Origin of the sequence: Micromonospora sp. WMMA1998, from assembly GCF_027497375.1 — a bacterium.
Lineage (GTDB): Bacteria > Actinomycetota > Actinomycetes > Mycobacteriales > Micromonosporaceae > Micromonospora > Micromonospora sediminicola.
Window position 1 is genome coordinate 1,221,900 of the sequence record NZ_CP114911.1, and the last position, 23,054, is coordinate 1,244,953.

Below are 23,054 nucleotides of genomic sequence, written 5' to 3' on the forward strand. Positions count from 1 at the left end.
GGGTCACACCCCCATCTCGGCCTCGTACGCCCGCCGGAACCGGCGGCGGGCCACGGGCGCGAGGCAGACGTGCCAGGCCTGTCCCTCGTCGATGACGTTGATCTCGCCGGCCTCCTGCCGGGCCAGCAGCAGCCCGGCCAGGGTCGTGCGGGCGCCGAAGCGCTCGTACCACGCCAGCTCCACGTCGGCCGCCCAGCCGAGGCAGTGCCCGCTGGGCACCATGGCGGCGTATCCCAGCCTGCGCAGCCGGTACTGGTGCTCGGCGCTGCGGGCCAGGCTGGTCACCCAGAGCGGCGGGGTACCGGGCGGGCCGGCCGCGGCGAACTCCCGGCCCAGGTCGTTGAGGAACGCGATCATCTCGCGGCGGGCGCGGCGGAACAGCAGGCCCGCGGTGCGTGGCGTGGCGTCCGGGCGCAGCCGGCGGCGGACCGCACGCAGGCCGCGCCCGAGCACCGTGGCGGGCTGCTCCTGGTAGCGGAAGTCGAGCAGGCCGCGGCGGCGCAGCCACTCCAGGTCGACCAGCTCGGTGCTGGTGCGGACCTGTTCGTCGGTGAGGAAGGTGGGGCTGTCCCGCCACCACAGCACGTCGATGCGGGAGAGCAGGTAGATCCGGACCAGCGCGGTGAGGTCGTGCGCCGAGCTGCGCGCGTTGGGCTGGTAGCGGGCCATCTCCAGCAGCAGCGTCTCCCGGGCGCCGACCAGTCCCTGGGGTGTGGCGTCGAGGACCGCCGCGACGGCCGGTTCGCGCAGCCGCTGGTCGAGCAGCACCTGCCGGGCGATGGTCGACGGCGCGTCGGCCAGCGCGCCCACCTCGACGAGCAGCTCCGCCACGGCCGACCGGTACGCGGCCAGGTCGGGCGCGGCGGTGGTCCGCCGCCCTCCGGCGGGCAGCCGGCGGGCGGCGGGGGCGGTGGACGCGACGGCGGGGCCGGGCTGGCGACCGGGGCTTCGGCTGGGCACTCGCATGGTCTCCGTCCCCTCTCGGGCAGGACACGGCGTGATGAAAGCTGCACTCACCGTAATCGCCAGAGAAGGTACCTCCGAGAACAATCCTCCTATCTCCTCCGAAGGTGCCCGATCAGGTGGCGAACCGCCGCGACAGCTGCTGCACCTCGGCGTACCCCGGCGGGGTCGGCTCGCCGGTGTCCGCCCCGGCGGCGACCGCGTCGACCCGACGCAACGCCGCACCCAAAGCCGCCCGGAACAGCAGCGAACCGGTGCTCACCCGGGCCACCCCGAGCCGGCCCAGGCGGTCCAGGTCCGGCCCGCCCGGCCGGTGCAGGACGTTCAGCGGCAGTCCGGCCTCCGCCACCAGCGCGCCGATCGTGTCGTCGGGGGCGCCGGGGACGAAGAAGCCGTCGGCGCCCGCCGCCCGGTACGCCGCCGCCCGGCGCCGCGCCTCGGCCAGCGGCGCCGGCACGCCCAGCCACCACGCGTCGGTGCGGGCGTTGACGAAGAGCCCGGGCGCCGCCGCGCGTACCGCCGCGATCTTCGCCGCGACGAGCGGCGCCGGGGCCAGGGTGCCGTCCGGACGGCCGTCCTCCAGGTTCACCCCCACCACCCCCAGGGCGGCCAGTTCGCCGACGTAGCGGGCCACGGCCGCCGGTTCCTCGGCGAAGCCGTCCTCCACGTCGACGGTGAGCAGCACCGGCAGGTGCCGCAGGCGCCGGGCCAGTTCCAGGGTCTCGGCCCGGGTCGCCCCGGCGCCGTCCGGCCGACCGGCGGCCGCCGCGACGCCGAGACTGGTCGTGCCGATCGCGACATGCCCCCGGGCGGCGAGCGCCGCCGCGGACGCGTGGTCCCAGGCGTTGGGCAGCAGCAGGGGGCGGCCGGGCCGGTGCAGCGCACGGAAGGCCGCGTGGCGGTCGGTCATCGCAGGGTCACCTCGAGACGGGTCGGGACGCGCAGCGTCGGATGCGGGACGTAGCGGACCGGGGCGTCGACCGGGGCGCAGCGGCGGCGCAGCACGTCGACCACGCCGGCGGCCAGGGCGAGCGCGTGCACCGACCCCGGGCAGCCCCGGGCGCCGGCGCCGAACGTCAGTGCCCCACCGGGCCGGTCGACCACGAACCGGTCCGGCTCCGGATGGACGGCCGGGTCCCGGTTCGCCGCGTCGAAGCGGAGCAGCAGCGGTTCGCCGACCCGGATCGACCGGCCGCCCAGGTCGAGTGCGGCGGTGGTGATCCGGCGGGTGGCGCGTACCGGTGGGTCGAGCCGCAGCACCTCGGCGAGCAGCGCGGCGGTGGCGAGCCCGGCCGGCGCGGCGAGCCCGTGACGGACCGCCGCGCCGATCAACCCGGCGGTGGCGTCGGCGGCCTGCACCAGCAGCCCGATCCGGTTCGCGGTCACCTCGGCCGGCGCCGGTGGCGACATCGCCACCAACGCGGCCACCGCCCGGTCGGCCCGCGCGAGCGCGGCCGGCGCCGCGCCCGGATGGTAGGCGGCGGCCACCGCCGTCACCGCCGGGGCGGCCGCCGCCGGATCCGCCAGGCCGAGCCGCTCCCCCAGCACCACCAGCGGCACCCCCCGCGCCAGCGCCCCCATCACCTCCACCCGGGGTGTAAGGAAGGGCCCCCTGTTAACGCCTCCGGTAGTGGAGGGGGCCCCTTTTAACACGGGTGGCACGGGCGACGCCGAGCGGTCGAGGATCTCGTCGGTCCGTTGTGCGGCGGCCAGGGACAGCTCCCGCGGGTCGAGGTCGTTCAGCGCCGCCACCGCGATCGCCCGCCGGTCGGGGTGGCGCTCCGGTGGGCTGAAGCGGCTGACGGACGCGCGCAGCCACGCCAGCGAGCCGGCGGCGCCGGGCGGCCCGGCTGGCGGCACCACGCAACGGGGATCGGTCAGGGCGGCGGTGACGTCCGCGTGCCGGGTGACCAGCCAGCCGTCGTCGCCTCGGGCCGGCGGTCCGCAGGTCGGCGTGTCCGGAGCGGCCGTGATCGTCGGGAGGTCCACCACCCGACCGTAGGGCGGTGATCGTTCGGTCCCGACCGAACGGTCGGCGCGCCAGGTCGGGCGAGGTGGCGGCATAAGGGGTCCGTAGACCCACCAGCTCGCCGACCTGTCCGGACGGGCGGGCGGACGGATCAGGCAGGTCAGGCGCGGGCGGGGCCGGTGTCGCGGGAGGCGGGCGGGGCGAGCAGCGCCGGGTCGAGCGCGAGGGCGGCGGCGAGCCCGTCCCGCCCGGCAGGGGTGAGCCGCACCGCCCGACCGGACCCCCGCGCGGTCCAGCCGAGGTCGAGGAAGCGCCCGCACAACGCGGCGCCGAGCGCGCCGGCCAGGTGCGGCCGTCGTTCGGTCCAGTCCAGACAGTCGCGCACGAGCGGTCGCCGGGCGGCGCGCAGCGGCTCGACCGGCACGCCCACCTCGGCCAGCCAGGACATCCCGGCCGGGGTGAGTGCGAGGCCGCCGGCCCGGTCCAGCACACCGCGGGCGAGCAGCGCGTCGCGCAGCAGCACGCCGAGTCGCCCGGCGAGGTGGTCGTAACAGGTCCTGGCGTACGCCAGGGCGGCGCCGGCCGACGCGGCGCGCAACGTGCGGGGCGACGTGGCCGGGGCGGGCGCCCGCGCGGTGAGGTCCTCGAGGAGCTGGGCGACCGACGGGTCGGCCAGGCGGACGTACCGGTGCCGGCCCTGCCGTTCCTCGGCCAGCAGGCCGCCGCGCACCAGCCGGGTGAGGTGGTCGCTGGCGGTGGAGGCCGCGACCCCGGCGCGGCGGGCCAGCTCACCGGCGGTCCAGGCGCGTCCGTCGAGCAGGGCGAGACAGAACTCGGCCCGGGTGGGATCGGCGAGCAGGGCGGCGAGTCCGGCCAGCCCTCGGCCGTCGGCGCGGGTGGTCATCGGACCATGCTGGCACGGCCACGGTTCGGGCCGGACCGGAAGGTGGCGCGCGGCGGTTCTTTACATCGTTGTATCCAACGTTGTACAAACGGGTGCACCGCAGTGACCTCCGTCTACCTCCAAGGCAGGCCTGATGGGACACCTTCGCCGCGGCGGCATGCTCGCCGCCGTCCTCACCCTTCTGCTCGCCGGCGCGTCACCCGCGCCCGCCGCCGGGCCCGACCGCTACCGCAACCCGGTCTCCGCCGGGTTCGCCGACACCTTCGCCGACCCGGTCGTGGTCCGCGGCGACGACGGGCTCTGGTACGCCTTCGGCACCTCCGACCCGCTGCGCGAGGGCGAGGGAACACCGCACCGGGTGCCGATCGCCCGCTCCACCGACCTGGTCGACTGGAGCTACGTCGGCGACGCGTTCGCCCCCGACCAGCGGCCCGCGTACGCCGCGCCGGGCGCCGCGTTCTGGGCGCCCGACGTCCGCCGGCTCGACGGGCGGTGGGTCATGTACATGACCGTCACCGACACCACCGTCTCCGCGGACACCTTCGACACCGCGGTCGGGGTGGCCACCGCGCCGAGCCCGGCCGGACCGTGGACGTTCGCCGACGAGCCGGTGGTCGCCCCGCGTCCCGGCGCGGGCGGCGGCTACCTGTGGACCATCGACCCGAGCCAGCTCACCGGCGCCGACGGCCGGTCCTGGCTCTACCACGGCAGCTACTACGGCGGCATCGCGGTCACCGAGCTGTCCCCCGACGGCCTGCGCGCGGTCGGCACGTCGACCCCGGTCGCGATCGACAACAAGTTCGAGGGCGCCTACGTGCTGCGCCGCGACGGCTGGTACTACCTCTTCGCCTCCACCGCCAACTGCTGCGCCGGCCCGGCCACCGGCTACTCCGTCCAGGTCGGCCGGTCCCGTGACCCGCGCGGCCCGTTCACCGACCGCGACGGCCAGCGCCTCGACGTCTCCCGCGCCGGCGGCACCCCGGTGCTGACCCAGAACGGCAACCGCTGGATCGGCACCGGCCACAACGCCGTGCTCACCGACCTGTCCGGGCAGGACTGGATCGCCTACCACGCGATCGACCGGGCCGACCCCTACCTGGACGAGCCGTTCGGCGTCAACGAGCGGCCGATGCTGCTGGACCGGCTCGACTGGATCGACGGCTGGCCGACGGTGAACGCCGGCGCCGGCCCCTCCGACGGCGCCCGCCCCGCGCCGGTCACCACGGGCCGCGTCGACGCCCGCTTCGCCACGCCCGACCTGCGCGACTGGCGGGTCGAGAGCGGCACGTGGCGGGCGGCCGGCGGGGTGCTGACCGGCACCGGGGCGCTGGCCTCGCGTACCGGGGTCGGCGGCGACCTGCGGGCGGAGACCGACCTGCGGCTGACCGGCGCGACCACCGCCGGGCTGCGGCTCGGCGGCGTGGACGTCCGCGTCGGCGACGGTCGACTGACCGCCGGCCGCGCCGGCACACCGCTGCCCGCCGGCACCGACCTGACCGACCGGCACACCCTCGCGATCGAGGTACGCGGGCGGCAGCTCGTCGCCACGCTCAGCCCGTCCCGCCTCGGCGACCCGGTCGCCGAGGTGTCGCTCCGGCTCCCCCGCCCCGCGACCGGCGCGCTGACCCTGCGGGCCCAGAGCGGACCGGCCGAGTTCGACAACGTCAGCGCCGCCCGGCTGTACCGCCCGGTCCGGCACCCGGTCGCGCCGCCCCGGGTCGGCCCGGTGCTGCGCGGCTTCACCGACGAGTTCACCGGTGGGCTCGACCCGGCCTGGCAGTGGGTACGCCCCGACCCGGCGGCCACGGTGGCCGGCGGCGCGCTGCGCTGGCCGGTGCAGGACGCCGACCTGTCCGGCACCGGCAACACCGCCGGGGTGCTGCTGCGCGACGCGCCCGCCGGCGACTACGTGGCCGAGACGAAGGTGACGCTCGACCTGGGCGAGGACACGGTCCGCAACTACCAGCAGGCGGGCCTGGTCGCGTACGTCGACGACGACCGGTTCGCCCGGCTGACCCAGGTGGCGATCTGGAACACCCGCCAGGTCGAGTTCGGCTACGAGCTGCCCTTCGCCGGGCAGCCGGTGTACGGCGGCAGCATCGTCGGCACGCCGGGCACGACCACCTGGCTGCGGCTGGCCCACCACGTCGACCGGGTCACCGGGGAACACGAGCTCCGCGCCGGCTCCAGCCGCGACGGGAAGCACTGGACGTGGGGGGCGGTGTGGACCTTCCCGGCCGACACCACGCCCCGGATCGGGCTGGTCGCGCACGGCGGCGCCACGCCCGCCGTGACGGCCGAGTTCGACTACCTGCGTTTCCACCGCTGACCCGCCGGGGCCGCCCGCACCTCGCGGGCGGCCCTGGCTCAGTGGTCCGGACGCGGGCAGGTCCCGGCCAGCTCGGTGACCGTGCGCGTCTCCCCGTCGTAGCTGCGGGCCGCCACGAACGCGCCGGTCGGGCGGTCCGCCCCGGCGACCGCCCGGGCGCGCCGGCGGTCCGCGCCCCGGAACCGCAGCGCCAGGCTCAGGTGCGGCACCCAGCGCCCGGGCAGGTGCCAGGGATGCGGGCCGGACGCCTCGGCGAGCACGTCCCAGACGGCCCCGTGCAGCGCGACCAGCTGCGGGGTCGGGTGGACCAGCCAGACCAGCGGGGCGCTGCCGTCGAGGACGGCCAGCCGGTCCAGCCGCACCGGCAGCGGCAGCGCGGCGTCGCAGAGGTCGGCCAGGCGCTGCTCGGCGCCGGGCGGGAACTCCTCGACCGAGGCGAGCGTCAGGTGCGGCCGGTTCGTCGGGTGCGTGTTGCGGGCCAGGCTGGGCAGGCCGGCGGCGGCGAGCCGGTCCCAGGCCGCCCGCACCGCCGCGTCCAGCTCCGGCGAGCAGAGCAACTCGACCGTCCGCACATGATCAGGCTAGTCGCCGCCGGTCGGCCACGACGCCCCGAAGGGCCGGCCGACCGGGACGGATCAGAGCCATCCCGCCTCGCGGGCCCGCCGGACCGCCTCGGCCCGGTCGGCGGCGCCGAGTTTCTGCACGCACGCGCTCAGGTGGTTGCGGACCGTGCCGGCGGCCAGGTGGGTACGTCGGGCGATCACCGCGACCGGGGTGCCGAGTTCGGCCAGCCGGAGCGTCTCCAGCTCGCGCGGGGTCAGCGGGCACTCGGGCAGGGTCAGCGCGTCGGCGGCCAGGGCCGGGTCGACGTACCGCGCGCCGGAGTGCACCCGGCGGATCACGTCGGCCAACGCGCCGCCCGGAGCGCCCTTGGCGAGGAAGCCACGGGCGCCGGCGGCCAGCGCCGGCCGAAGCTGGGCGGGCCGGCCGTGCCCGGTGAGGATCACCGGGGCGCACGCGGGCAGCACCCGGGCGAGCTCGGCGGCGACCGCCACGCCGCCGGGCGGCGGCATCTCCAGGTCGAGGACGGCGACGTCGGGGCGGTGGGCCAGCGCCGCGGCCAGGGCGGCGCGACCGTCGGCGGCGTGCGCGACCACCTCGATGTCCGGTTCCAGGTCGAGCAGGGCGGCCAGCGCCAGCCGGATCAGCTCCTCGTCGTCGGCCAGCAGGACCCGGATCACGACGTCACCGGCACGGTCGCCACCAGGCTGAACACGCCGTCCTCGGCACCGGCCCGCACGCGTCCGCCGGCCGGGGCGAGCCGGTCGGCCAGTCCGCGCAGGCCGCCGCTGAGCCGGTCCGGTCCGGCGTCACGGACCCCGTCGTTACGTACGGTCAGGGTCACCAGGTCGCCCTCCCGGGTGATCTCGATCCGGCACCAGCCGGCCCGACTGTGCCGCAGCACGTTCGTCCCGGCCTCCCGCAGCACGGCGGCGAGGTCGGCGGCGACCGGGGCCGGTAGGTCGCCCGCCGGCGGCACCACGGTGCAACGGACCCCGCTGGAGCGCAACACCTCCCCCACCGCGGCCACCTGCTCGGCCAGGTCGACCGTGCGATAGCCATGTACGGCAGCCCGTACCCGGGTCAGCGCCGACGCGGCGAGCCGCCGGGCCTCCGCCGCCTCCCGGCCGGCCCGCTCGCCGTCCACCCTCGCCAGCCGTTCCGCCAGCTCGGCCTTGAGCGCGATCACGGTGAGGTCGTGCCCGAGCAGGTCGTGCACGTCGCGGGCGAAGCGCAGCCGTTCCTCGGCCGCGGCCAGTCGGGCCCGGGCCGCCTGACCCTGCCGGGCCTCCACGAGCACGTCCCAGAACCAGACCTGCACCCAGGTGAGCGCGGCGATGCCGGTGCCCACCCCGCCGGTGACCAGCAGCGCGGTGGGCAGCGGTCCACCGGTCGCCGCGGTGACCGCCGCCGAGACCGCGAGCACGCCCGTCGCGGCGAAGACCCCGGCAGCGGGCCGGAGCAGCAGCGGCGTCATGCCGACCAGGGAGGCGCCCAGCCAGGCCCAGGTGGGCCACGCGCCCGCCGCGACCGGGCCGACCAGGGGCAGGCTGAGCAGCGCGGCCGCCACCAGGGCGAGGTGCCGGCGCCGCCGGGCGGCCGTGGCGAGCCAGGGCGTCACCGCCGCGTGCAGCACCGCCACCTGCGCCGCCGTGAAGGCGAGCAGGCCGACGGCGCCGAGCGTCGCCCGCAGCGGATCCGGCTCCCGGGCCAGGCCGGCCACGGGCAGCAGCACCGTGGTCCACACGTTCGTGGCCAGCGACAGCAGGGTGACCCGCCGGGCCCGGCGCAGCCGGTGGTCCGCCGAATCGACCGTCATGCCCGCCGATCCTAGGTGGTGCCGGGCCCGGCGGACCGCTGCGGAATGTCACGACCGACCCGTGCGTTCCGCACGGATTTCCGGTGACGGACGCGCCTGTCCCGGTACGCCCGGCCCGGGCAGGGTCGGGGCATGACGGAGATGACGGTGGGCGTACCCCGGCGGTGGGCCGGGTGGGGACGGACCCGGCACCTGGCCGGGATGGTCGTGGCGATGGTGGCCGGGATGGTGCTGCTCGGCCCGCTGTGGCGGGTGGGCGGGGACCTGCTGGGCGGTGCGGGCGTGCTGGCCCGGCCGGACGTGGGCGCGCTGGTGATGGCGACGAACATGGCGCTGGGCATGGTCGCCTGGATGTGGTACCGGGGCGACGCGTGGGCCGCCACCGGGGAGATGAGCGCGGCCATGTACGTGCCGTTCCTGCTGCTCCTGCCGCCCTGGTGGACGGGGTGGGTCGGGGACGACGCGCTGCTGCTCGGCGGTCACCTGCTGATGGTGCCGGCGATGGCGCTGGTGGCGCTGCGGCACCGGCACCCGGTCGCCGCGCCGCCCCGGCGGCACCCGGTGGCGGCGGCCGTGGCCCGTCGCTGGCCGGTCGGGCTGGCGCTGCTCATGACCGCCGACCTGTGGTTCGCCCCGACGGTGTTCTCGCCGTGGACGCTGCTCGTGCTGCCCGGCGGCTACCTGGTCCTCGGCGCCTGGCGACGGCGGTTCGGCGACCGGCGTCAGCTCGCCGTCCAGCTCGTGGGGTTGGCCGTCTGGGGTGGCCTGGCGGCCGTGGCGCTGGCCGCGCCGGCCGGGGTCGCCGGCACGCTCGTCGGCCTGGGCTGGCTCGGGCACGCCGGCTGGGACCTGTGGCACCACCGCGCCGACGGGGTGGTGCCACGCGGGTACGCGCAGTGGTGCATCGCGCTGGACGTGGCGGTGGGGGTGACCACCCTGCTGGCCGTCACGTCCGGGTGAGCCGGCCCGGTCACGGGGCCGGGCCGGCTCACCCGCACGGACGCCGGGGGTGGCGCGGCGAACGTTTACGCCGGTCGCCGCGACCACCGTCCGGCGGTGATGAAAGGCTTGCCACATGAGTTCCGCACCGACCCCGACCGACCCCGCCCTTCCCGCCGACGCCGAGGACGCCACCGCCTTCGCGGATCTCGGGCTGCGCACCGAACTGCTGGGCGCGCTGTCCGCCCTCGGCTACGAGGAGCCGACCCCGATCCAGCGGGAGGCCATCCCACCGTTGCTGGCCGGTCGGGACCTGCTCGGGCAGGCGGCCACCGGCACCGGCAAGACCGCCGCGTTCGCCCTGCCGCTGCTGCACCGCATGCCGGCGGACCGGCCGGGCGGCGACCCGGTGTCGCTGGTGCTGGTGCCGACGCGGGAACTGGCCGTGCAGGTCTCCGAGGCGTTCCACCGCTACGGCAAGGACCTCGGCGCCCGGGTGCTGCCGATCTACGGCGGGCAGCCGATCGGCCGGCAGTTGCGCGCGCTCGACCACGGGGTGGACGTGGTGGTGGCGACGCCCGGGCGGGCCCTCGACCACATCGCCCGGGGCACGCTGCGGCTGGGCTCGGTGGCCACGGTGGTGCTGGACGAGGCGGACGAGATGCTCGACATGGGCTTCGCCGAGGACATCGAGGCGATCCTGGAGCACGCGCCCGAGGGCCGCCAGACGGTGCTCTTCTCGGCCACCATGCCGGCCCGCATCGACGGGCTCGCCCGCCAGCACCTGACCGACCCGGTCCGGATCCGGATCGAGCGGGAGCAGGCGGTGGCCGGGGCGGCGCCGCGGGTGCGGCAGAGCGCGTACCTGGTGGCGCGGGCGCACAAGCCGGCCGCGCTGGGTCGCGTGCTGGACGTGGAGTCGCCGACCGCCGCCATCGTGTTCTGCCGCAGCCGGGAGGAGGTCGACCGGCTCACCGAGACGATGAACGGCCGCGGCTACCGGGCCGAGGCGTTGCACGGCGGGATGAGCCAGGAGCAGCGGGACCGGGTGATGGGTCGGCTGCGCGCCGGCACCGCTGACCTGCTGGTCGCCACCGACGTGGCGGCCCGCGGGCTGGACGTCGAGCAGCTCACCCACGTGGTGAACTACGACGTGCCCTCGGCGCCGGAGTCGTACGTGCACCGCATCGGCCGGGTCGGCCGGGCCGGTCGGGAGGGCGTGGCGATCACCCTCGCCGAGCCGCGCGAGCACCGGATGCTCAAGACGATCGAGCGGGTCACCGGCCAGCGGATCTCGGTCGACAAGATCCCCACGGTGGCCGACCTGCGGACCCGGCGCTTCGAGCTGACCCAGGCCGCGGTGCGGGAGTCGCTGCTGGAGGACGACCTGGAGCCGTTCCGGGCGGTCGTCGAGTCGCTGACCGACGAGTTCGACCTGATGGAGGTGGCGCTCGCCGCGGTCCGGCTGGCCCACGAGGCCACCCTGCCCGGCACGGCCGACGAGGAGGAGATCCCCCAGGTCGCCGTCCGGCCGAACCGGGAGGCGCGGCCCGGGTACGACAGCCGGGACCGGCGCGGTGGCACCCGGTCCCGGGGCGCGGGCACCACGCAGGTCTTCATCGGGCTGGGCCGGCGGGCCGGGGTACGGCCGCAGGACCTGGTCGGCGCGATCACCGGCGAGACCCGGATCAACGGGCGCGACATCGGCTCGATCGAGATCGCGGACCGGTTCTCGCTGGTCGAGGTGCCGCAGGCGATGGCCGACGAGGTGATCCGAGGACTGCGGGGCAGCACCATCAAGGGGCGCAAGGCCACCGTCCGCCGCGACCGCGACGGCGACGACCACCGGTAAGGCGGTTAAGAGGGGCCCCCTGCCATGCACGAGGCGTTAACAGGGGGCCCTTCCTTTCACCTCAGGCGGCGACGGGCTGGCCGCCGAGCGTCTGCGCGTCGACGTCGGCCGGGCGCAGCGCCAGCGCGAGCACGTCCGCGACGTCGGCCAGGGTGTGCACGGTCAGCGCCTCGCGCACCTCGGCCGGCAGGTCGTCCAGGTCCGGCTCGTTGCGCTTCGGGATGATCACCTCGGTCAGGCCGGCCCGGTGCGCGGCGAGCAGCTTCTGCTTCACGCCGCCGATGGGCAGCACCCGGCCGGAGAGCGTCACCTCGCCGGTCATCCCGAACTCCGGCCGCACCGGGCGGCCGGTCACCAGGGAGGCCAGCGCGGTCACCATGGTGATGCCGGCGCTCGGCCCGTCCTTGGGCACCGCGCCCGCCGGGAAGTGCACGTGGATCCGCCGTCCGGCGAGCGCGTTCGGGTCGATGCCGAGCCGTCGACCGTTGGAGCGCAGGTACGACAGCGCGATGTGCGCCGACTCCTTCATCACGTCGCCGAGCTGACCGGTGAGGGTCAGGCCCGGCTCGCCCTCCATGCTGGTCGCCTCGATGAAGAGCACGTCGCCGCCGGCGCCGGTGACCGCCAGGCCGGTCGCCACGCCGGGCACCGCCGTCCGCTCGGCCGACTCCGGGGTGAACTTGGGCCGGCCCAGGTAGCGGGCCAGGTTGCCGGTGTCGACCCGGACCGGCGCCGGGTCGGACGCCAACGCCACGGTCACCTTGCGCAGGATCTTGGCGAGGGCCCGTTCGAGCCGCCGGACCCCGGCCTCCCGGGTGTACTCACCCGCGATCAGCGCCAGCGCCTCGTCGGTGACGGTCACCTCCTCGGCGGTGAGCCCGGCCCGCTCCCGCTGCCGGGGCAGCAGGTGGTCCCGCGCGATCGCCACCTTCTCGTCCTCGGTGTAGCCGTCCAGGCCGACCAGCTCCATCCGGTCCAGCAGCGGGCCGGGGATCGACTCCACCACGTTGGCGGTGGCCAGGAACAGCACGTCGGACAGGTCGAGGTCGACCTCGAGGTAGTGGTCGCGGAAGGTGTGGTTCTGCGCCGGGTCGAGCACCTCCAGCAGGGCCGCCGCCGGGTCGCCGGAGTAGCCCACGCCGAGCTTGTCGACCTCGTCGAGCAGCACGACCGGGTTCATCGAGCCGGCCTCCCGCAGGGCGCGCACGATCCGGCCGGGCAGCGCGCCGACGTAGGTGCGCCGGTGGCCCCGGATCTCCGCCTCGTCGCGGACGCCGCCGAGTGAGACCCGGACGAAGGTACGCCCGAGCGCCCGCGCGACCGACTCGCCGAGGCTGGTCTTGCCGACACCGGGCGGGCCGGCGAGGGCGAGCACCGCGCCGGAGCCGCGACCGCCGACCACGCCGAGGTTGCGCTCCGCGCGGCGGTTGCGCACCGCGAGGTACTCCAGGATGCGGTCCTTCACGTCGGTCAGCCCGGCGTGGTCGGCGTCGAGCACCGCCCGCGCCGCGGCCAGGTCGGTGTTGTCCTCGGTACGCGTGTTCCACGGCATCTCGAGGACGGTGTCGAGCCAGGTACGGATCCAGCCCGCCTCCGGTGAGGCGTCGCTGGCCCGCTCCAGCTTGCCGACCTCGCGCAGGGCGGCCTCGCGCACCTTCTCGGGCAGGTCCGCGGACTCCACCCGGGAGCGGTAGTCGGCGGAGCCGTCCGGCTCGTCCTCGCCCAGTTCTCTGCGAATCGCGGCGAGCTGCTGGCGGAGCAGGAACTCGCGCTGGGACTTCTCCAGCCCTTCGCGGACGTCGCTGGTGATCTGCTCGGTGACCTCCTGCTCGGCCAGGTGCTCCTTCACCCAGCCGACCAGCAGCTCGAGCCGGGCGGTGACGTCCGGCGCGGCGAGCAGTTCGGTCTTCTGCGCCAGGCTGAGCCAGGGCGCGTAGCCGGCCGAGTCGGCCAGCTCGGAGAGGTCGGTCATCCGCTCCATGGCGTCGATGACCTGCCAGGCGCCGCGTTGCTGGAGCACCGAGGTCATCAGCGCCCGGTACTCGCGGGCCAGTTCCCGGGCCCGGCCGGCGGGGGCGGGCTCGTCGAGGGCGGTCGCCTCGACCCAGAGGGCCGCGCCGGGGCCGGGTACGCCGGAGCCGATGCGGGCACGGGCGAGACCGCGCACCACCGCGGCCGGTTCGCCGTCGGGCAGCCGGCCGACCTTCTCGATGGTGGCGACCACGCCGACGGAGCCGTACTCGCCGTCGATGCGGGGCACGGCCAGGAGTTGCCTGTCGCCGGTGGCCCGGGCCGCGTCTACCGCGGCCTGCGTGGTCGGGTCGAGGGTCACCGGGACGACCATCCCGGGCAGCAGGACGGCGTCGGTCAGGGGAAGTACCGGAAGAGTTGCCATCGAACACCTGCCATCACGTTGGTTGAGCGTGTTTGGCTCAAGTAACAAACCGTGCCCCTTGTTCCGGCTTGTGACCCACGCCACTTCCACGCCCCGCCCGCATCGACGCTCCCGTGTGCAGACCCCATTTGCCGCACCACCGTTTACGCGACCCGCCGAATGGCAGGAGTCGGGTATTGTTGCGAAATTACCGCTTGGTAGGTCAAACTCTTAGCCACACCCCGCCCGACACAGGGAGTAATGGCGATGGCAAGGAAAGTAATCACCGTTCTGACCGACGACCTCGACGGTGGAAAGGCCGATCGGACCGTCGAGTTCAGCCTGGACGGCGTGGCCTACACGATCGACGTCTCCGACGAGAACGCCGGTGTCCTGCGTAAGGCACTGGACCCGTACATCAGCGCTGGCAGGCGAATCGGTCGCGGCCCGGCCGACACCGGCCGGGCGACCCGGCGCGTGACCCGGCCGAGCACCTCGGGAATGGACCGCGAGCAGAACCGCGCCATCCGCGAATGGGCCACCAAGAACGGCTACGAGATTTCCGAGCGGGGTCGCATCCCGGTCTCGGTCGTCGAGGCCTACAAGAACCGCTGAACGCTCCCGGTTCACCGTCGGGCATCCCGGGGTCACGCTGAGAAATCGGCGTGGCCCCGTCGACTTTCCCCAGGTCGACAATTTTCACACCCCCCGATCCCACCGGCACCAATTTTCTCCGCCCGCCCGCCCCGCCCCTCCTCCGTTGATCAAGGAGTTCGCGTCGGGAGTCGGCGCGGGCCGGGACGCGAACTCCTGATCGACGACTCGGACGCAACGACGCCGGAGCCGCCCGGGAAGGGTCCCGGGCGGCTCCGGCCGACGGTGGATCGGGTCAGTTGACCTGGATGCGCACGACGTCGATGGCGGGGGTCTGGTTGGCCCGCTCCATCATCGGGATGCGGTGCGAGCCGTCACCGGCCCAGACCGAGCACTGCGCCAGGCCGGACTCCGGCAGGCCCGGGATCTGGATCAGCACGTCGTCCGGCTGGGATCCGCCCCGGCCGTCCTCGGTCGCGACGAAGAACGCGGGCACATCCTGCGGGTTCGGAGGCTGCCGGGTGCTGCCGAGCATCCGGCAGGCGGTGTGGAAGTGGCCGCGCACCAGACCCTGGCCGTTGAGCAGCGAGCTCTCCAGGTAGTAGCCACCCTGACCGGCGGCGAGGAAGCGGTCCCGCACCAGGTTCTTCGTGGTGACCCGGAGCGTGAACGGCTGGTTGCGCTGCACCTGGTTCGGGAACTGGGTGATGAGCAGCGAGGGGTTGTTCGCCGCGGCGCCGACCTCACCGAACGCGGTGCTCACGCACCGGTTGCCGTTCTGGAAACCGTTGTGCGCCTCCAGCTGGCTTCCGCTGCAGTCCTTGGCGAGCACCTCCAGGCCGTTGTTGCCGCCGTTCTGGCCCCCGTTGTTCCCGCCGTTGTTGCCGCCGTTCTGGCCCCCGTTGTCACCGCCGTTGTTGCCGCCGTTCTGACCCCCGTTGTCACCGCCGTTGTTGTTCCCGCCGTTCTGGCCGCCGCCGTTCTGGCCGCCGTTCTGGGCGTTGTCGGCGAGGGCGCACTGGGCGAGCTGCTCCAGGCCCTGCGGACGCTGGCCGCCCCGGCCGATCGCGGTGGCGATCCGGTTGATCGTCGCGGTGCGCTTGTCGGCGAGCGGACGGAGGATGGCGTTGTTGATGAAGTCGCCACCGTTGCGGCCGTCCCGCGCGAGCCGCCGGTTCGCCTCGGCGATCTGACTCTCCAGCAGCGCCAGGTTGCGGTCCACCTCGGCGCGGGCCCGGCCGGGCACCTGCGGCAGCTTGCCGCGGACGTCCGGGCAGGCCACGGTCGGGGTGCCGGCGCCCGCGCCGCCGCCCCGGGTCTGCTGACACTCGGCCGAAGACATCTGCCCGTCACCCCAGTGGTTACGGACCCAGCGGCCGTTCTGCCAGGTGCGGGTGGTGCTGCCCTGGCCGCCCGGGGCGGTCGCCCCCGGGCTCGGGGCCACACAGGACGCCGAGGCGGCACGGGTGCTCGTCCGCCGGTCCTGGGCAGACGAGATCTGGGTGACGGCGACGATGCCGCCGAAGACCGCGAGCGTGCCGACCACGGCCAGCATCCGCTTGCTCCGCGCGTTACCGGATGACCGGCGCGCCCGTGTGGACCTGCGCATCGAATTGCTCTCCTTCTCGATCCGGTAGTTGACTGGTGATCCCGGCGGAACGACGAATCCTCGGGGTGAGATCACTGCGACGTACGAGTCGCGCGTCAATGGCCGACGGTGCCCTTTCCGCACCGTCTCCGCGCCGTCCGGGCGCGGCGGGAAGATCTGCGTCCATTCCCGCTTAGGTACGGAGCGCCGACGGCGAAGGTTCAACCGGAGATCGAAAAAATCGGCGGGCCGCGACGGCCCGGTTCAGTCGACCCAGAGGTGGTCGAACGCGAAGCCACCGTCGAACGAGTCCCGCCGCTCGGCGAGGCGTCGCACCTGCCCGCGCAGGTCGTCCCGGTCCACCAGGGACGGCGCCGCCGCGTCGAGGTCACGCAGCCGCTCCCCCAGCGCCGCCACGGCCAAGTCCTCGGCGAGCCGTCCCGGCTCCACCCCGCACGCGAACCCCCGGGACGTCAGCCGGACCCGCTCGACGAGGCACCGGCCGGGCCGCACCTCGACCCAGCCCCAACCCTCCGCCGGGCCGTCGGTCCACCGCACGTGCAGGCCGCGCACGATCGGGTCGGCCAGCCGGCCCGCCACGTACGCCTCGACCGCGTCGACCCGGGCCAACGCGCCGAGGTCGTTGACCAGGCCCCGCCGGCCGTCCGGGAGCCGGCCCTCGATGTCCCGGAACCCGATCGTGTCCCCGTCGTCCGGGTCGGTCCCGGCGGCGTAGGCCCGGGCGTCGACGACGTACTCGGCGAACCGGCGTGCCTGGTCCGCACCGCCGAGCGTCGGCGACTCGACCCGCACCAGCGGCATTCCGACGGCGGCGCAGACCGCGTCGGTCAGCCGTTCCGCGCGGCGGGCCGGCGATCCGTCGGCCGCCGGCGTGGTGAACCTGACCGCGAAGCGCGGAAGTCCGGTGTCGGCCGCGCACACCACCAGGTCGAGGCCGGCGCGGCCGGCGGTGCTCCACTGACTGCCGGTGACCCCCGGCGGGCGGCCCTGCACCAGCTCGCCGAGGCGCCGGTCGGGGTAGCCGACCTGGCCGGCCCGGGTGAACCGGGACGGCACACCCGGCGGGACCGGCCGCAACCAGGACACGGCCACGCTGCCGGTGCTCGTCATCTCGCCACAATCCGTCCGTCGCTCGCCTCGACGCCCGAGTGTAGGGCGTCGATCATGCTGACCGCCTCGGCGGTGCGGGCGAATCCGGGCACCCGCCGGCCGGTGCGCCACCCGGTCCTGCCCTCTAGGCTCGGCGGGTGCACAGCGGACGGACCCCGGAGCGATTCACCAAACGCAGTCTCGTCGCCGTATCCCACGCCATCGAACGCGCCGCGCTGGCCGAGGCCGAGGACGGCCCGCTGGTGGTGCTCGCGCTCTTCCAGCGACTGCCGTACTTCGACCGGGAGCGCGAGGTCTACCGGCGCATCGCCGGCCGGGCCGCGGCCACCGTGGTCGGCATGGTCGGCGGCCCCCCGCCCGACCTGCCCGACCGGGCGTACGGGGTGGCGTTGGACGAGACCGAGGACCTGGCCCGGGAGTGGAGCGTGGTGGCGCTGACCCCGCGCTTCGGCGCCACGCTCGTCGCGTACGACCGGGGCGAGGTCGGGCCGGCGCCGACGCTGGAGTCCGGCCGGCTCTTCGACGGACGCTGGGGGTTCCGCCGGGACGAGGCGCTGCACGAGGTGATCCGGCTGCGGGAGCGGCTCGCCGAGCGGCTGCCCGCCGCGGCCCGGTCCGCGCTGGACGAGGCGGTGGCCCGGGTACGGGAGATCCCGGCCGGGCCGGGCGAGTCCCGGGCCGAGGCGGCGCTGCGGCTGCTGGCCCGGCGCGGCGACCGGGGCGTACGCGCGGTCGAGCCGACCGACGGCATGCTCGACGTGCCGGGCCTGCGCCGATGGACCGACGCGGACGGGGTGACCGCCTCCGGCACGCTGCCGGTGGCGCTGGTCGGCCTGCGGGTGGACGAGCCGGCCGGCGCGCCGGAACGCTTCGGCCGGCGCAGCGTCGCCCGGGAGGGTCAGGCCGTCCTGGCCGCGGTCACCGGTGTGCTGCGCCCGGTCGACCGGGCGGTTCGCGTCGCCGACAACGAGTTCCAGCTCGTCCTGCCGGCGCTCGGCGAGCCGGAGGCGCTGGCCGTGGTGGCGCGGCTGCACGAGGCCATCGGTGAGCTGGCCCGGTCGTACCCGTTCCTCGCGTACACCGTGCACGCGGCCGTGGCGGTGACCACCCGGCGGCCGCTGCCCACGGCGGACCTGCGGGCCGCGGTGGAGTGGGCGGTGCGGCAGGGCGTGCCGGTGGCGGGCCTGGAACCCGAGCCGGCGCCCGCCGTGCGCTGACCGGTCAGCGCCAGAGGACCACCTCGGTCGGCGGCTTCCGGTCGATGTCCGGCACGGTCGCGTCGGGCGCGGGATAGCCGACCGGGATGATCAGGTTGCCCCGCTCCTCGGCCGGCCGGTCGAGCAGCTCGTTGAGGAAGCGCATCGGGCTCGGCGTGTGGGTGAGCGTGGCCAGCCCGGCGCGGTGCAGCGCGGCGAGCAGGAACCCGACGGCGATCCCCACCGACTCCTTGACGTAGTAGGGCCGGGGCGAACCGGGCCCGCGGTGCACCTCGAACACCACGATCACCGCCGGCGCGGTCTCCAGGAACGGCTTGCTGGCGTCGGTGCCGAGCGGGGCCAAGGCGGCCAGCCACTCCTCCGGCGCACGCCGCTCGTAGAAGACGCGCTCCTCGGCCTCCGCGGCGGTCCGCAGGCGTCGCTTCAGCGCCGGATCGGTCAGCACCACGAACCGCCACGGCTGCCGGTTCGCCCCGCTCGGCGCCGACGCGGCGGCCCGCAACGCCTCGGCCAGCACCCCGGGTGGGATCGGTCGGTCGCTGAAGTCGCGTACGGTGCGTCGGCGGACCAGCTGGTCGGCGAACTCACGGGCCCGGGGCAGCGCCTCGGCCGGTGGGACGCCGTAGTCGGGGGCCGGCAGGGCGGCGGGGCGGTGAGACATCCGCTCATTGTCGACCGGTCCGCCGGCGCCGGCCACCCGACCGGCGGCCGTCGATGCGCCAGGATGGGCGGTACGAGGAGGACGACCGTGCGCGTGGTGTCACTGGTTCCCTCGCTGACCGAGGCGGTCGCGGCGACCCGCCCGGAGGTGCTGGTCGGCGCGACCGACTGGTGCACCCACCCGGACGGGCTGGACGTGACCCGGGTCGGCGGGACGAAGTATCCCGACCTGGACCGGGTCCTGGCGCTCGCGCCCGACCTGGTGCTGCTCAACGAGGAGGAGAACCGGCTGGCCGACGCGGAGGCGCTGCGCGCGGCCGGGGTGCCGGTGCGGGTCACCTTCCCGCGTACCGTGCCGGAGGCCCTCGACCAGCTCGGCGAGCTGGTCGCCGCGCTCGGCGCGCCGGACGAGCCGCCGTGGTTGCGGGCCGCCCGCCGGGCCTGGGCCGCCCCGCCCGCGCCGGCGCGGGTCCGCACCGCGGTGGTGCCGGTGTGGCGGCGGCCGTGGGTGGTGCTGGGCCGGGACACGTTCGCCGGGGACGTGCTGCGCCGGCTCGGTGTGGTCAACGGCTGGGCCGGGGATCCGGAGCGTTATCCCCGACCGGCGTTGGACGTGCTGCGCGCCCGCGCGCCGGAGCTGGTGGTGCTGCCCGACGAGCCGTACCGGTTCACCGCCGACGACGGACCGGAGGCGTTCCCCGGGGTGCCCTCGGTGCTGGTCTCGGGCCGGCACCTCACCTGGTACGGCCCCTCGCTCGCCGAGGCGCCGGCGCTGCTCGCCGCCCAGCTCGCCGCCCCGGTCTGACCCGTCGCCGGCGGAACGGGGCGGACGGCCCGCCCGATCGGGTCCTTCGCGCCTGTCTGGGGTCGCCGCCGCGGGTGTGCACTGCGGGCAGGACGAAGGGAGTGGGCCATGGACCAGAACCGACTGATCGTGGTGGGCGTCGACGGGTCGGACGGCGGCCGGCGCGCCCTGGACTGGGCCGCCGACGAGGCGGCGGCGCGCGGCGGCACGGTGCAGGCGGTGGTCGCCTGGCGGTGGGACGGCATCGAGGCGGGGCCGACCACCGCGACGAACCCGGCCGACGAGCGGCGACACGCGGAGGAGCTGCTCGACCGGGCGATCGCGGACCTCGGCCGGCGGCAGGGCGCTGGCCACCCGGTCGCCGGGGAGGTGGCCGAGGGCCGGCCGGCGGACGTGCTGACCGCCGCCGCCCGCACGGCCGACCTGCTGGTGCTGGGCAGCCACGGGCACAACCGGCTGCGGCACACCGTGCTCGGCTCGGTCAGTGAGGAGTGCGTCCGCAAGGCGAGCTGCCCGGTGGTCGTGGTCCCGGTGCCGGTCCCGGCGGCCCGGGTCTCCACCGAGCCGGCGCTGCGCGGCTGACCGTCGGCACGGCGACGGCCGCCCCGGACACGGGGTGGCCGTCGCCGGTCGCGGGGGGGCCGGACGTCCGACACGTTCCGGGCCCCGCCGGCGTCGGCGGGGGCCCGGAACGGGGACGGTCAGGCGATCGGGGTGGCGTGCACCGGGTCCAACTCCATCAGCGTGGTGTCGTCCACGTCGTACCCGACGGCGTTGTGCACCGCGACCACGCCGGCGACCTGGCCCGCCAGGCGGCCGGCGAGGTCGACGGCGCTGCGCCGGTCCAGCCGTCCGTCCATGGTGACCTCCCCGCCGCGGACCTGGACCGTCACCAGGCCGTCGCGCACGGAGAGCACCCGACGCAGCACCTCGTGCACCACGTCCTCGCGGATCTCCGCGTCGGTGCGCAGGTGCACCCGGAGCAGGTCGCCCCGGGTCACGATGCCGGCCAGCCGGCCCAGGTCGTCGAGGACGGGCAGCCGCTTGACCGCCTCGCGGTCCATCAGCCGGGCCGTCGCGGCCAGCGACGCCCGCTCGTGCGTGGTGACCGCCGGCGCGGTCATCAGGTCGCGGGCCACCAGCGCGCCCGCCTTCTCCCGGGCGGTACGCCGGCGTCGTCCCTCGAAAACCCGCCGCTCGTCCGGGTGGCCGGACCGCTCCACCTTGTGCAGCAGGTCCGCCTCGGAGACCACCCCGAGCACGCGGTGGAACGAGTCCACCACCGGAACCCCGCTGACCCGTTCCCGGACCAGCACGTCGACGACGTCGCGGTACGGGGTGTCCTCGCCCACCGTCGCGACGTCCCTGGTCATCACGTCGGCCACCTGCCACGTCCTCATCACGACCTCCTCGTGCCGGGCCTGCACCAGCGACGCTAGGCCGCCGCCCCGGCACCCGGGCAGAGGCGGCGGACCGGTCCGCCGGGGGCCCTCCGGACCGGGTCGGGACGGGACCAAGGACCCGGTCACGGGGGCACCGTCGGCCCTGCTGCCGGCCACCGCCGGGGAGTGGAATGAAGGTGCCACCGGGAACGCGGTGCGAGGCACAGAAGGGACGTGGAGACCATGACCGCGACAATCGAGCGGACCCCCGCCGCCACCATCGCTCCGGCGGTCGAGACCCCCCGCCAGAAGGCCACCCGGTACGTCTGGGCCGGGCTCCGGCTCGCCCTGGGCTGGACGTTCCTCTGGGCCTTCCTCGACAAGATGTTCGGCCTGGGACACGAGACCCCGGCGAAGAACGCCTGGATCAACGGCGGCAGCCCGACCAAGGGCTTCCTGGGCAACGCGGTGGCCGGCCCGTTCGCGGACATCTACCACGACATCGCCGGCGCGGCCTGGGCGGACTGGCTGTTCATGCTCGGCCTGCTCGGCATCGGCGTGGCCCTGCTGCTCGGCATCGGCACCCGGATCGCCGCCGTCACCGGCGGGCTGCTCCTGGTCCTGATGTGGACGGCGGTGCTGCCTCCCGAGAACAACCCCTTCATGGACGACCACCTCATCTACGCGGGCCTGCTCGCCGGTCTGGCTCTGGTCGGCGCCGGCAACACCCTCGGCCTCGGCCGCGCCTGGGCGAAGCTCCCCCTGGTCCAGCGCCTCCCCTGGCTGAAGTGAGGTCATCGAGAGCAGGTCGCCCCGGGCGGGCGTCGCCGACAGGCGGCGCCCGCCCGGTCGTACGCCCCCGCCGCGCCCCGGCGGGGACCGGCGCGTATCGGCCGGTCGCGATCGGGCAGGATCGACGGTGACCACACCGTCAGCACCGAGGAGACCCGCTCATGGACAAGCCCGAGGTTGGCCCGATCGAGGGCGCGCCGCCCGCCGATCTCGTCATCGAGGACATCACGGTCGGCGACGGCCCGGAGGCCCGCCCGGGCCAGCTGGCCAGCGTGCACTACGTGGGCGTGGCGCACTCGACCGGCCGCGAGTTCGACGCCTCGTGGAACCGGGGCGAGACGTTCGAGTTCCCGCTCGGCGGCGGCCAGGTCATCGCCGGCTGGGACCAGGGCGTGATCGGCATGAAGGTGGGCGGCCGGCGCCGGCTCACCATCCCGCCGCACCTGGGCTACGGCGCCCGCGGCGCCGGCGGCGTCATCAAGCCGAACGAGACGCTCGTCTTCGTGGTGGACCTGCTCGGCGTGCGCTGAGCGCTCCCGTCCCCCGGGCCGTCGGCATCGCGCCGGCGGCCCGGCGGCATGTCGGCGGCGTGTCGGCGACGGTCAGGCGTGTCGGCGGCGGTCAGGCCGCGCAGGCGAGCAGCTCCGGCGGGCGGGTCGAGTCGCGCACCGGGAGCACCCGGTGCAGCCCGGTCACCCGCAGCACCCGGGAGACCACCGGGTCGGGGTCGACCAGCACCAGCTCGCCGCCGCGCGCCCGCACCCGCAGGTGCGCGGCGACCAGCGCGCGCACCCCGGCCGCGGAGAGCAGCCGGACGCCGGACAGATCGATCCGCAGCACCGGCCGCGCCGGCGCCGCCCAGAGCGCGGCCCGGAACGCCGTCACGGTGGCGATGTCGATCTCGCCGACCGGGCGCAGCACGACCACCTGGTCGTGCACCTCCGTCGCCACGTGGAAGCGGTCGCCGCTGTCTGCCATGCGGCAAACCTACCGGCGCCCACCGACAGTTCCGCCACGCCCGCGCGGGGGTTCCGGGTAGCGCCCGGGTGCCGACCCCGAGGCCGCTCAGGGTCATCCCGCAGCCGCTCGCCGGCGCCGCGCACGGGGCCCCTCCGGACCGACCCCGCGCGAGGCCGCAGCCCACCCTGCCGGCGCCGACGGCGGCCCACGGAGCA

22 protein-coding genes are annotated in these 23,054 nt (G+C 75.7%); 9 read left to right on the forward strand and 13 right to left on the reverse strand.

What is annotated here, in order from left to right:
* Positions 1 to 3: 3 nt before the first annotated feature.
* From O7600_RS05175 to O7600_RS05190, 4 genes are all read right to left on the reverse strand, one after another.
* Positions 4 to 966 (reverse strand): hypothetical protein, encoded by a 963-nt coding sequence (locus O7600_RS05175; protein ID WP_281592545.1) that lies wholly within the window; start codon positions 964 to 966, stop codon positions 4 to 6.
* Between the two features lie 112 nt (positions 967 to 1,078).
* On the reverse strand, positions 1,079 to 1,873 hold the full coding sequence (locus O7600_RS05180) for an isocitrate lyase/phosphoenolpyruvate mutase family protein (protein WP_281592546.1): 795 nt from the start codon (positions 1,871 to 1,873) through the stop codon (positions 1,079 to 1,081).
* Complete coding sequence (locus O7600_RS05185; RefSeq protein ID WP_281592547.1) at positions 1,870 to 2,952, reverse strand: cytochrome P450; 1,083 nt, start codon at positions 2,950 to 2,952, stop codon at positions 1,870 to 1,872. Before O7600_RS05185 ends, O7600_RS05180 begins: the two co-directional genes overlap by 4 nt.
* Before the next feature lie 140 nt (positions 2,953 to 3,092).
* Entirely contained in the window at positions 3,093 to 3,836 is a 744-nt protein-coding gene (locus O7600_RS05190) for a winged helix-turn-helix domain-containing protein (RefSeq protein ID WP_281592548.1), read from the reverse strand.
* 133 nt (positions 3,837 to 3,969) lie between these two features.
* Here O7600_RS05190 and O7600_RS05195 point away from each other — a divergent pair, with 133 nt between their 5' ends.
* Positions 3,970 to 6,165, forward strand: coding sequence for a family 43 glycosylhydrolase (locus tag O7600_RS05195; RefSeq protein WP_281592549.1), 2,196 nt, complete (start codon positions 3,970 to 3,972; stop codon positions 6,163 to 6,165).
* Positions 6,166 to 6,203: 38 nt separating this feature from the next.
* Here the strand turns inward: O7600_RS05195 and O7600_RS05200 are convergent, their stop codons facing one another.
* The 3 genes from O7600_RS05200 to O7600_RS05210 all read right to left on the reverse strand — a co-directional run bounded on the left by O7600_RS05200 (position 6,204) and on the right by O7600_RS05210 (position 8,545).
* Positions 6,204 to 6,737 (reverse strand): 2'-5' RNA ligase family protein, encoded by a 534-nt coding sequence (locus O7600_RS05200; protein WP_281592550.1) that lies wholly within the window; start codon positions 6,735 to 6,737, stop codon positions 6,204 to 6,206.
* A gap of 63 nt (positions 6,738 to 6,800) precedes the next feature.
* On the reverse strand, positions 6,801 to 7,406 hold the full coding sequence (locus O7600_RS05205; protein WP_281592551.1) for a response regulator transcription factor: 606 nt from the start codon (positions 7,404 to 7,406) through the stop codon (positions 6,801 to 6,803).
* Positions 7,403 to 8,545: a histidine kinase gene (locus O7600_RS05210; protein ID WP_281592552.1), complete on the reverse strand. Its 1,143-nt coding sequence runs from the start codon at positions 8,543 to 8,545 to the stop codon at positions 7,403 to 7,405. Before O7600_RS05210 ends, O7600_RS05205 begins: the two co-directional genes overlap by 4 nt.
* A 132-nt stretch (positions 8,546 to 8,677) precedes the next feature.
* Between O7600_RS05210 and O7600_RS05215 the strand changes: the two genes are divergently transcribed.
* Both O7600_RS05215 and O7600_RS05220 read left to right on the forward strand, forming a co-directional pair.
* Positions 8,678 to 9,505 carry a hypothetical protein gene (locus O7600_RS05215; RefSeq protein ID WP_281592553.1) on the forward strand — a complete coding sequence of 276 codons (828 nt, stop codon included), beginning with the start codon at positions 8,678 to 8,680 and terminating at the stop codon, positions 9,503 to 9,505.
* Positions 9,506 to 9,620: 115 nt separating this feature from the next.
* On the forward strand, positions 9,621 to 11,336 hold the full coding sequence (locus tag O7600_RS05220) for a DEAD/DEAH box helicase (protein ID WP_281592554.1): 1,716 nt from the start codon (positions 9,621 to 9,623) through the stop codon (positions 11,334 to 11,336).
* A 61-nt stretch (positions 11,337 to 11,397) separates the two neighbouring features.
* Here the strand turns inward: O7600_RS05220 and lon are convergent, their stop codons facing one another.
* Positions 11,398 to 13,731 carry an endopeptidase La gene (gene lon, locus O7600_RS05225; RefSeq protein WP_281592555.1) on the reverse strand — a complete coding sequence of 778 codons (2,334 nt, stop codon included), beginning with the start codon at positions 13,729 to 13,731 and terminating at the stop codon, positions 11,398 to 11,400.
* 246 nt (positions 13,732 to 13,977) lie between these two features.
* On the opposite strand from lon, the gene O7600_RS05230 reads away from it, so the two are divergent.
* Positions 13,978 to 14,325, forward strand: a complete 348-nt coding sequence (locus O7600_RS05230) for an Lsr2 family protein (protein WP_281594071.1) — start codon at positions 13,978 to 13,980, stop codon at positions 14,323 to 14,325.
* Between the two features lie 274 nt (positions 14,326 to 14,599).
* On the opposite strand, the gene O7600_RS05235 is transcribed toward O7600_RS05230, so the two are convergent.
* Positions 14,600 to 15,859 carry a hypothetical protein gene (locus tag O7600_RS05235; protein ID WP_281592556.1) on the reverse strand — a complete coding sequence of 420 codons (1,260 nt, stop codon included), beginning with the start codon at positions 15,857 to 15,859 and terminating at the stop codon, positions 14,600 to 14,602.
* 297 nt (positions 15,860 to 16,156) lie between these two features.
* Positions 16,157 to 17,023 carry a DUF2726 domain-containing protein gene (locus tag O7600_RS05240; protein WP_281592557.1) on the reverse strand — a complete coding sequence of 289 codons (867 nt, stop codon included), beginning with the start codon at positions 17,021 to 17,023 and terminating at the stop codon, positions 16,157 to 16,159.
* 137 nt (positions 17,024 to 17,160) lie between these two features.
* On the opposite strand from O7600_RS05240, the gene O7600_RS05245 reads away from it, so the two are divergent.
* On the forward strand, positions 17,161 to 18,240 hold the full coding sequence (locus O7600_RS05245) for a DICT sensory domain-containing protein (protein ID WP_281592558.1): 1,080 nt from the start codon (positions 17,161 to 17,163) through the stop codon (positions 18,238 to 18,240).
* 4 nt (positions 18,241 to 18,244) lie between these two features.
* On the opposite strand, the gene O7600_RS05250 is transcribed toward O7600_RS05245, so the two are convergent.
* Positions 18,245 to 18,901, reverse strand: coding sequence for a nitroreductase family protein (locus O7600_RS05250; RefSeq protein WP_281592559.1), 657 nt, complete (start codon positions 18,899 to 18,901; stop codon positions 18,245 to 18,247).
* 87 nt (positions 18,902 to 18,988) lie between these two features.
* Here O7600_RS05250 and O7600_RS05255 point away from each other — a divergent pair, with 87 nt between their 5' ends.
* Complete coding sequence (locus O7600_RS05255; RefSeq protein WP_281592560.1) at positions 18,989 to 19,705, forward strand: helical backbone metal receptor; 717 nt, start codon at positions 18,989 to 18,991, stop codon at positions 19,703 to 19,705.
* Between the two features lie 108 nt (positions 19,706 to 19,813).
* On the forward strand, positions 19,814 to 20,287 hold the full coding sequence (locus O7600_RS05260) for a universal stress protein (RefSeq protein ID WP_281592561.1): 474 nt from the start codon (positions 19,814 to 19,816) through the stop codon (positions 20,285 to 20,287).
* 119 nt (positions 20,288 to 20,406) lie between these two features.
* Here O7600_RS05260 and O7600_RS05265 read toward each other — a convergent pair whose 3' ends face one another.
* A complete protein-coding gene (locus O7600_RS05265) occupies positions 20,407 to 21,105 on the reverse strand; it encodes a CBS domain-containing protein (protein WP_098746209.1) in 699 nt (232 codons plus the stop codon).
* A gap of 216 nt (positions 21,106 to 21,321) precedes the next feature.
* Here O7600_RS05265 and O7600_RS05270 point away from each other — a divergent pair, with 216 nt between their 5' ends.
* Complete coding sequence (locus O7600_RS05270) at positions 21,322 to 21,879, forward strand: DoxX family membrane protein (protein ID WP_281592562.1); 558 nt, start codon at positions 21,322 to 21,324, stop codon at positions 21,877 to 21,879.
* Between the two features lie 161 nt (positions 21,880 to 22,040).
* Positions 22,041 to 22,409 (forward strand): FKBP-type peptidyl-prolyl cis-trans isomerase, encoded by a 369-nt coding sequence (locus O7600_RS05275; RefSeq protein WP_091574174.1) that lies wholly within the window; start codon positions 22,041 to 22,043, stop codon positions 22,407 to 22,409.
* 91 nt (positions 22,410 to 22,500) lie between these two features.
* On the opposite strand, the gene O7600_RS05280 is transcribed toward O7600_RS05275, so the two are convergent.
* Positions 22,501 to 22,857, reverse strand: coding sequence for an STAS domain-containing protein (locus O7600_RS05280; RefSeq protein WP_281592563.1), 357 nt, complete (start codon positions 22,855 to 22,857; stop codon positions 22,501 to 22,503).
* Positions 22,858 to 23,054 lie beyond the last annotated feature (197 nt).